The 8,200-nt window shown below is 74.9% G+C and carries 9 protein-coding genes; 4 read left to right on the top strand and 5 right to left on the bottom strand.

Translation table 11 applies throughout. The annotated features are described in order from the left end of the window. The 5 genes from ACFV4N_RS35870 to ACFV4N_RS35850 form a co-directional block, all read right to left on the bottom strand. Positions 1–405, bottom strand: a 405-nt coding sequence (locus ACFV4N_RS35870; protein ID WP_499677112.1) for an FAD-dependent oxidoreductase, incomplete at its 3' end; no start/stop codon positions are given. 40 nt (positions 406–445) lie between these two features. Next, a complete protein-coding gene (locus ACFV4N_RS35865) occupies positions 446–1,276 on the bottom strand; it encodes an aminoglycoside phosphotransferase family protein (RefSeq protein ID WP_499677111.1) in 831 nt (276 codons plus the stop codon). Next, positions 1,269–2,144 carry a GNAT family N-acetyltransferase gene (locus ACFV4N_RS35860; RefSeq protein ID WP_499677110.1) on the bottom strand — a complete coding sequence of 292 codons (876 nt, stop codon included), beginning with the start codon at positions 2,142–2,144 and terminating at the stop codon, positions 1,269–1,271. The genes ACFV4N_RS35865 and ACFV4N_RS35860 overlap by 8 nt, the downstream gene beginning before the upstream one ends. A 41-nt stretch (positions 2,145–2,185) precedes the next feature. Then, complete coding sequence (locus ACFV4N_RS35855; protein WP_499677109.1) at positions 2,186–4,192, bottom strand: oxidoreductase; 2,007 nt, start codon at positions 4,190–4,192, stop codon at positions 2,186–2,188. Further along, entirely contained in the window at positions 4,189–4,734 is a 546-nt protein-coding gene (locus ACFV4N_RS35850; protein WP_499677108.1) for a PadR family transcriptional regulator, read from the bottom strand. The genes ACFV4N_RS35855 and ACFV4N_RS35850 overlap by 4 nt, the downstream gene beginning before the upstream one ends. Positions 4,735–4,794: 60 nt before the next feature. On the opposite strand from ACFV4N_RS35850, the gene ACFV4N_RS35845 reads away from it, so the two are divergent. From ACFV4N_RS35845 to ACFV4N_RS35830, 4 genes are all read left to right on the top strand, one after another. After that, positions 4,795–5,634 carry a PhzF family phenazine biosynthesis protein gene (locus tag ACFV4N_RS35845; RefSeq protein ID WP_499677107.1) on the top strand — a complete coding sequence of 280 codons (840 nt, stop codon included), beginning with the start codon at positions 4,795–4,797 and terminating at the stop codon, positions 5,632–5,634. A gap of 153 nt (positions 5,635–5,787) precedes the next feature. Continuing rightward, positions 5,788–6,075 (top strand): hypothetical protein, encoded by a 288-nt coding sequence (locus ACFV4N_RS35840; protein WP_499677106.1) that lies wholly within the window; start codon positions 5,788–5,790, stop codon positions 6,073–6,075. A 75-nt stretch (positions 6,076–6,150) separates the two neighbouring features. Beyond that, complete coding sequence (locus tag ACFV4N_RS35835; protein ID WP_499677105.1) at positions 6,151–7,545, top strand: extracellular solute-binding protein; 1,395 nt, start codon at positions 6,151–6,153, stop codon at positions 7,543–7,545. Next, a partial coding sequence (locus ACFV4N_RS35830; protein WP_499677104.1) for a carbohydrate ABC transporter permease occupies positions 7,532–8,200 on the top strand: 669 nt, incomplete at its 3' end. The genes ACFV4N_RS35835 and ACFV4N_RS35830, both read left to right, overlap by 14 nt.

The raw sequence follows: 8,200 nt of genomic DNA, 5'->3' as shown, positions 1-8,200 counted from the left end.
GTGCAGGACGTCCCGGCCCCACCGGTCGCGCAGCCCCGGGACGTCCGGCAGCTCGTCGACCAGACCGGTGGTGACCAGCAGCCGGCGGGCGCGGACCTCCCGGCCGTCGGCGAGCGACACGGCGAACCGGTCGCCGGCGCGGCGGGCGGCGACGACCTCGCCTTCGACCACGTGGCCGCCGTAACCGCGGACCTCCGCGCGTCCGCGCTCCAGCAGCTCGCCCGGCGGGACGCCCTCGCGGGCCAGCAACCCGTGCACGCCCTCGGCGGGCGCGTTGCGCGGCTCGCCCGCGTCGACCACCAGCACGGACCGCCGTGAGCGGGCCAGCATCAGCGCCCCGTTCAACCCCGCCGCGCCACCGCCGACGACCACCACGTCGTAGTTCTCGTCCACCTTCTCGGTCACCGTGACCACCTCCGCGACCAAGATGCGCCGGCCCCGGCGATTACGGCAAAGCGTTTTGCCAATTCGGCAACAAAGTCGCTACCCCGTCCACCAGGTGCCGGTTGGCCTCGCTCCAGGCGACCCTGGCGGCCAGCTCCCGCAGGTGCCCGCCGGCCACCAGGTCGGCCTGCGGCTGGTGCCCCTCCGCGGCGAGCAGCCGGACCCGCTCGACGGTGTCCCGCTGGACCGCGATCACGGCGTCCACCAGGCCTTCGGTGGACGTCAGGCCGTAAGCGCCGGCGAACAGCTCCAGGCGACGCCGCCGGTCGGGCGGGCCGGGGTGGCGCAGCCACCGCACGCACTCGGCGTCGTCCCGGAACGGCGCCACGTACTCCAGCGCGTAGGCCACGTCGTGCAGCGGCGGCGCGGGCCGGGCGTGGTCCCAGTCGAGCAGGCCGACCGGCCGCCCGCCGCGCCACACCGCGTTCCACGGGCCGAAGTCGCCGTGGCAGACCACCTCGCCCTCGCCCACGCCCTCCTGGCCGGTGGACCACCGCGACCCGGCAGGCGGCGCGAAACCGGCGACCGCGTCGTGGTACTCGCGCAGCAGCCGGGCGAACGCCACCAGCCCGGCGTCGTCGACGACCCGCGCCCAGCCCGCCGGACCGGACTCGCCCTCCAGGTAGGTCAGGACCTCGCGGCCCCGCTCGTCCACGCCCAGCAGGCGGGGCGAGTACCGGAACCCCACGGCCTCCAGGTGCCGCAGCAGCGCGTGCACGGCGGCCGACCACGGGTAGGTCGGCCGCCTGGTCGTGTCGCCCACGCGCACCACCCGCCGGTGCGGCCGGTCCTGCACCGCGTCCTCCACCGCGTCCTCCACGGGGTCAGCCACCGGTCGCGCCGTCGTGGGCGGGGCCGGTGAGGTCGTACCCGGTGAACTCGGCGATCGGGACGTACCCGAGCCGCCGGTAGAGGGCGTTGCTGGTGGGGTTGCCCGGGTCGGTGAACAGGACGACGTCCGTCGCGCCGGACGCCAGCGCGGCCCGGCTCACCTCCGCCGTCACGGCCGCCGCGTACCCACGGCCTCGGAGGCGGGCCGGGGTGTAGACCGGGTCCACCCGGACCATGCCGCCGACCACCGACGTCGAACCCGCCAGCGAGACCGGGACGCCGTCCGGGGTCTCCCAGAACGTGAAGCGCTTGTCCGCGAAGCGGGACTCGGCCCAGGAGGCGGCGGTCGCCTCCCCGACGGCGTCGAGGAACTCGCCGCACCAGCGGACGAGGTCCTCGTGGTCCCGCGGGCCCAAGACCCGTGCCCGGCCGGCGGGGTGCGGCCGCGGCGGGGTGAGCGTGCCGAGGCGGTGGAGGCGCACCCGCCAACCGGGCGTCGGCTCCGCGCCGGTGCGCCGCCGCCACGCACCGGCGAACGCGGTGGCGGTGTCGTGGTCCGCGCCGACGGCGGACGGGGTGTGGCCGAAGTCGACCAGGAGGTCCACCAGGGCGTCGACCCGCTCGAGGGACAGGGAGGTGAGGGTCAGGCGGCCGGTCCGGCGCCGGTAGAGGGCGGCCTGGACCTCGCCCCCGGACTCCAGCACGCCGAAGGTGGTGGTGCCGGCGCGCCCGTCCGCCTGGTCCCGGCGCAGCCTCTCCACGGTCGTCAGCGGCGTGGTGTGCAGGGCGGGGCGCGAGCGCAGGAAGCCCCCGGCCCGGTCGAGGAAGTCGTCGACGTCTTCGGTGAAGTGCCAGCCGTCCGAGCGCATGCCCCATCGTCCCGCGAACGGTTCCCGCGCGGGCGCCCGGGTCAGATCGTGGCCGCCAGGCGCGTGCCCTGGTCGATCGCGCGCTTGGCGTCCAGCTCCGCGGCCACGTCCGCGCCGCCGATGACGTGCGCGACGACACCGCGCTCGGCGAGGGCGTCCACCAGGTCCCGCACCGGCTCCTGGCCCGCGCACACCACCACCGCGTCGACCTCGAGCAGGCGCGGGTCCTCGCGCTCCGGGCCGAACGTGATGTGCAGGCCGGCGTCGTCGATGCGCTCGTAGTTCACGCCGGTCAGCTGCTCGACGCCCTTGGCCTTGAGCGCCGCCCGGTGCACCCACCCGGTGGTCTTGCCCAGGTCGCGGCCGATGCGGGAGGTCTTGCGCTGCAACAGGTACACCTTCCGCGCGGGCGCGGCGGGCGCGGGCTCGGCGACGCCGCCGCGCACGCGCGCGGGATCGGTGACGCCCCACTCGGCGCGCCACCCGTCGAGGTCCAGCGGCCGGTGGGTGAGGAACTCGCTGACGTCCACCCCGATGCCGCCCGCGCCGATCACGGCCACCCGCTCGCCGACCCGCGCGCCGTGCCGCACGACGTCCACGTAGGACAGCGCGCGTTCGACGCCCGGGATGGCGGGCACACGCGGCGCCACGCCCGTGGCGACCACCACCTCGTCGAACCCGGCCAGGTCGTCGACGCCCGCCCGCCGGTTCAGGTGCAGCCGCACCCCGGTCACCTCGATCCGCCGCCGGTAGTAGCGGATGGTCTCGGCGAACTCCTCCTTGCCGGGGATGCGGCGGGCGATGGCGAACTGGCCGCCGATGTCGTCCTCGGCCTCGAACAGCTCCACCGCGTGCCCGCGCTCGGCCAGCGAGGTCGCCGCCGCGAGGCCCGCCGGACCGGCCCCGACCACCGCGACCCGCTTGGCGCGGCGGGTGGGCAGCAGGGTCAGCGTGGTCTCGTTGCCCGCCCTCGGGTTGACCATGCACGTCGCCTTCTTCAGCGAGAACGTGTGGTCCAGGCACGCCTGGTTGCACGCGATGCAGGTGTTGATCTCGTCCGCGCGGCCCAGCTCGGCCTTGCGCACCCAGTCGGGGTCGGCCAGGAACGGCCGCGCCATCGACACCAGGTCCGCGTCGCCGCGGGCCAGCACCTCCTCGGCGACCTGCGGCATGTTGATCCGGTTGGAGGCGACCACCGGCACGCCCACGTGCGGGCGCAGCCGCGCGGTGACGTCGGCGAACGCCGCGCGGGGCACGGAGGTGACGATGGTCGGCACGCGCGCCTCGTGCCAGCCGACACCGGTGTTGATGATCGTCGCACCGGCCTGCTCGACCTCCTGGCCCAGCCGCACCACCTCGTCCCACGTCTGCCCGTCCTCGACCAGGTCGAGCAGCGACAGCCGGTAGATGATGACGAAGTCGGGGCCCGCGGCCTCGCGGCAGCGGCGGACGACCTCGGTGGCCAGGCGGCGGCGGTTCTCCGGGCTGCCGCCCCAGCGGTCGGTGCGCCTGTTCGTGCGGGGCGCGAGGAACTGGTTGATGAAGTAGCCCTCGGAGCCCATGACCTCGACGCCGTCGTACCCGGCCTCCCGGGCCAGGGCGGTGGCGCGGGCGAAGGCGTCGACCTGCGCGCGGACGCCGCGGTCGGACAGGGCGCGCGGCCTGAACCTGCTGATCGGCGCCTTCACCGCGGACGCGGACACGCTCAGCGGGTGGTAGGCGTAGCGGCCCGCGTGCAGCAGTTGCAGGGCGATCTTGCCGCCGTTGTCGTGCACGGCCTGGGTGACCGCCGTGTGGCGGCGGGCCTCGCGGCGCGTGCTGAGCTTGGACGAGAACGGGTAGAGCCACCCCGCGCGGTTGGGGGAGAAGCCGCCGGTGACCATGAGCCCGACGCCGCCGCGGGCGCGTTCGGCGAAGTAGGCGGCGAGCTTGTCGAAGTCCTTGGCGCGGTCCTCGTTGCCGGTGTGCATGGAGCCCATCAGGACGCGGTTGGGCAGGGTGGTGAAGCCCAGGTCCAGGGGCCGGAACAGGTTCGGGTACGCGGTCATCGCCCGGTGTCCTCCCGCAGTGCGGCCAGGACTTCGTCGCACCAGTCGACCATGGCCTGCTCGGCGCGCACGCCGCCGCGCAGGACGAGGTGCTGGTGCAGCCGCCGCCCGGTCAGCCCGGACGGGTCGGGGAAGTCCTTCGCCTCCATGGCGCGGTACGCGCCGAGTCGTCGGGCGTGCAGCTCGCGGTGCCTGGCGACCTCTGCGGCGACCGCGGCCACGTCGCCCAGCGACGCGCCGCGCAGCTTGACGCCCAGCTCCTGCCGGATCGTCTCCGGCTCGCCGGGCTCGGCCAGCCACCGGGCCAGCTCGGCGCGACCCGCGTCGGCCGGCTCGTAGACCTTCCGGTCCGGCCTGCCGTCACCGGCCTCCTCGTGGCAGGTCACCCAACCGAGGTCGACCATCCGCTTGAGGGTGCGGTAGATCTGCTGGTGGGTGGCCGCCCAGAAGAAGCCGATCGACCGGTCGAACCGGCGGGCCAGCTCGTACCCCGTGCCCGCGCGCTCGTCGAGCGACACCAGGATCGCGTGCTCCAACGCCATGGTGGCGACCGTAGTATGCAACTGGGTGCAGTGCAACTAGTTGCACGCTAGGGTGTGGTCATGGTCTCGCACCCGTTCCGGCAGGTCGACGTCTTCGGCTCGGCGGCCTACGCCGGCAACCCGCTCGCGGTCGTGGCGGCGGCCGACGACGTGACCGACGAGGACATGCGGCGCTTCGCGCGCTGGACGAACCTCTCGGAGACCGCGTTCCTGCTCCGGCCCACCACCGGCGACGCCGACTACCGGGTGCGCATCTTCACCACCTCGACCGAGCTGCCGTTCGCCGGCCACCCCACCCTGGGGTCCGCGCACGCCTGGCTGGCCGGCGGGGGCGAGCCCGCGCGGGACGGCGTGGTCGTGCAGGAGTGCGCGGCGGGTCTCGTGCGGGTCCGCGTGCGCGGCGACCGGTTCGCGTTCGCCGCGCCGCCGATGACCAGGTTCGAACCGGTGGCCGAGCCGCTGGTGGCCCGGGTCGCGGCGGCCCTGGGCGTGGAGCGGTCGGCGGTCCTCGGGTGCTCGTGGCTGGTCAACGGGCCGGAGTGGATCGGCGTGCGCCTGGCCGACGCGGAGCGGGTGCTGGCGCTGACGCCGGACCCGGCCGGCCTGGCGGGGCTCGACGTGGGCGTGATCGGGGCGCACCCGGCCGGCGGTGACGCCGACTTCGAGGTCCGCGCCTTCACCGACGCCGAGGGGTCCCTGGTCGAGGACCCGGCCACGGGCAGCCTCAACGCGGGCTTCGCGCGGTGGCTGATCGAGGACGGGAACGCGCCGCGCGCCTACGTGGCGGCCCAGGGCACCGCGATCGGCCGCGCCGCCCGCGTGCACGTCGACCTCGCCGACGACGGGCTGTGGGTGGGCGGCGACGTGCGGCCGGGCGTCACCGGCGCGGTCGACCTCTGAGCCGACCTCCGAGCGCGGGGCCGGGAACCGCTGCCGGTGCTCGTGCGGGACCGACCGCAGGCGCCCGTCCGCCGTCCCACGGCCGGGCGCCCCGCCGTGGCCGAGGACACGGGGGCGGCGGCGCAGCAGGGCTGAGCGCGACCGGGGGGCGGGGTGCGGCGGCTGCACGCCGGCCATGCCCCGGCGGTCCTGGCCTTCGAGTTGGCGAACCGCGCCTACTTCGCTGCCTCGGTCCCCGACCGCGGCGACGACTTCTTCGACCAGTTCACCGACCGGTACAACGCTTTGTCGGCTGAGCAGCAAGCCCGCGTCTGCGCCTTCCCCGTGCTCGTCGAGGTCGATCAGCGGGCGGCGGGGGCGGGCGCTCCGGGGCCTCGCCACGCACCCGATCGGGTTGATCCGGGCGGTATCCCGCCCGTCCGGGCGCTTCTCGCCCGTTAGGGCGCTGCCGGCGGGACCGGTCGGGTGCCATGTTGGAACCTCGAACGACGTCGGCCCGGGAGCGGGAGGGCGCACATGCGGCGGACAACGACGTTCGTCCTGGTGGCGGTGGGCGGGCTGCTGGCCGGGTGCCTGGGCCGGAGCGAGGGGGCCGACCCGGCGCGCAACGCCGACGCCGAGGACGTCACGCTGACGATCGTGGCCAACGCCGCCGTCGGCGGCAAGAACGACCGGGGCGCGAGGTGGATCAACGACTGGGTGATACCCCGGTTCACCGAGCAGCAGCGGGCCAAGGGCGTCAACGCGACCGTCCGCTTCGAGCAGAACGGCGCGGGCGACGAGGACTTCAAGACCAAGGTGGCGCTGGACTTCAAGACCGGCGGCGGTGGCGACGTCGTCGAGCTGGACGGGATCTGGCTCGGCGAGTTCGCCCAGGCGGGCCAGATCGAGCCGCTCGACGACGTGGTCGGCCGGGACGAGGTCGACGCGTGGGACGGCTGGCGGCAGATCCCCGCCGCCGTGCGGGGCCTCGGCGAGTTCGACGGCAAGCGCTACGGCGTGCCGATGGGCACCGACGGCCGGGTGCTGTTCTTCAACAAGGAGCTGTTCGGCCGGGTGGGGCTGCCCGCCGACTGGCAGCCCCGCGGCTGGGACGACGTGCTGGCGGCGGGGGAGAAGCTCAAGGCCCTGCCCGGCGTCGTGCCGATCCAGCTCAACGCGGGCACCGCGATGGGCGAGGCCACCACCATGCAGGGCGTGCTGCCCGCCCTGGCCGGCGCCGGCGAGCAGGTCTACCAGGACGGCAAGTGGCAGGGCGCCACCGAGGGCGTCGAAGCGGTCCTCGACCTGTACCGGCGCGTCTACCGCGACGGGCTCGGCGACCCGGTGCTCCAGCAGGAGGCCAACGGCCGCGACCGGTCGTTCGCGCTGTTCGCGCAGGACCGGATCGGCATCCTGCTGGAGAGCGACTACTTCTGGCGCTCGGTGGTGGAACCGCGCGACGGCGCGGCCAGGATGGCCGACCGCGACACCACCGTCGGCTGGGCCCTGGTGCCCGCCCGCCGGCCCGGTGCCGGGGTGGGCGGCCAGGACTTCGTGAGCATGTCCGGCGGCGGCGTGCGGGTCGTCAACCCGAACACCGAGTTCCCGCGCCAGGCCTGGGAGTTGGTGCGGTTCCTCAACTCCTTCGAGGCGGTCAAGAGCTCGCTGGGCGGCGGCGCGCAGGTCACCCAGCGCTCCGACGTGAACGACGAGGTGCTCGCGGGCGACCCGATGCTCTCCTTCGTCGCCGACCGGGTCCTGCCGATCACGCGCTACCGGCCCGGCCTGGCCGACTACCCGAAGGTGTCGGCGGCGCTCCAGCAGGCGACCGCGGACGTGGTGTCCGGCCGCAGCCCGCGGGAGGCCGCGGCGTCCTACCGGGACGCGCTGGTCCGGGCGGTCGGCGAGGCGTCCGTTGCGGGCGGTTGACCGCGACGTCGCGGGCCTGGGCACGGCGCGGGCGATCGCCTTCGTCGCGCCCGCCCTGCTGCTGGTCGCGGTGTTCCTGGTGTTCCCGGCGCTGTGGACGCTCTACATCGGGATCACCGACTACCAGCTGACCGGTCCGGCCGCGGCCCGGCCGAGCGTGGTGGGCGCGGAGAACTTCACCAGGGCGCTGGACGACCCGCTGTTCGCGAACTCGCTGTGGCTGACCGCGTTGTTCGTGCTGGGCTCGGCGGTGATCGGGCAGAACGCGCTGGGCTTCGGGCTGGCCTGGCTGCTGCGCGGCGCGCGGCCGCGGCTGCGGCGCACGGTCGAGGCGTTCGTGCTGCTGGCCTGGATCCTGCCCGGCCCCGTGGTCGCCTACCTGTGGTTCGCCGTGCTCAGCCGCGACGGCGGCACGCTGGGCCTGCTGCTGGACCGGCCCACGACCGCGTGGCTGGTGGAGTACCCGATGGCGAGCCTGGTCGTGTTCAACACCTGGCGCGGCACGGCGTTCTCCCTGCTGCTCTACACCTCCGCGCTGGCCGCCGTGCCGCCCTCGCACAACGGTACCGGGACACATCCGGGCTCGACAGGCCCCAGCCGTGCGGGGGGCGTGGGGGTTCAACACATCGGACGGCACGGGCTGAGAAGCAAGGGT

Origin of the sequence: Actinosynnema sp. NPDC059797, assembly GCF_042732085.1 — a bacterium.
In the GTDB taxonomy this organism is placed as follows: domain Bacteria; phylum Actinomycetota; class Actinomycetes; order Mycobacteriales; family Pseudonocardiaceae; genus Actinosynnema.
The sequence above is the reverse complement of the archived record's forward strand: the minus strand, read 5'-3'. Positions and strand labels throughout refer to the sequence as shown.

Coding starts and splice junctions, on each gene's coding strand:
- ACFV4N_RS35835 (WP_499677105.1), top strand. CDS start 6,151: ATGCGGCGGACAACGACGTTCGTCCTGGTGGCGGTGGGCGGGCTGCTG.
- ACFV4N_RS35845 (WP_499677107.1), top strand. CDS start 4,795: ATGGTCTCGCACCCGTTCCGGCAGGTCGACGTCTTCGGCTCGGCGGCC.
- ACFV4N_RS35850 (WP_499677108.1), bottom strand. CDS start 4,734: ATGGCGTTGGAGCACGCGATCCTGGTGTCGCTCGACGAGCGCGCGGGC.
- ACFV4N_RS35860 (WP_499677110.1), bottom strand. CDS start 2,144: ATGCGCTCGGACGGCTGGCACTTCACCGAAGACGTCGACGACTTCCTC.
- ACFV4N_RS35855 (WP_499677109.1), bottom strand. CDS start 4,192: ATGACCGCGTACCCGAACCTGTTCCGGCCCCTGGACCTGGGCTTCACC.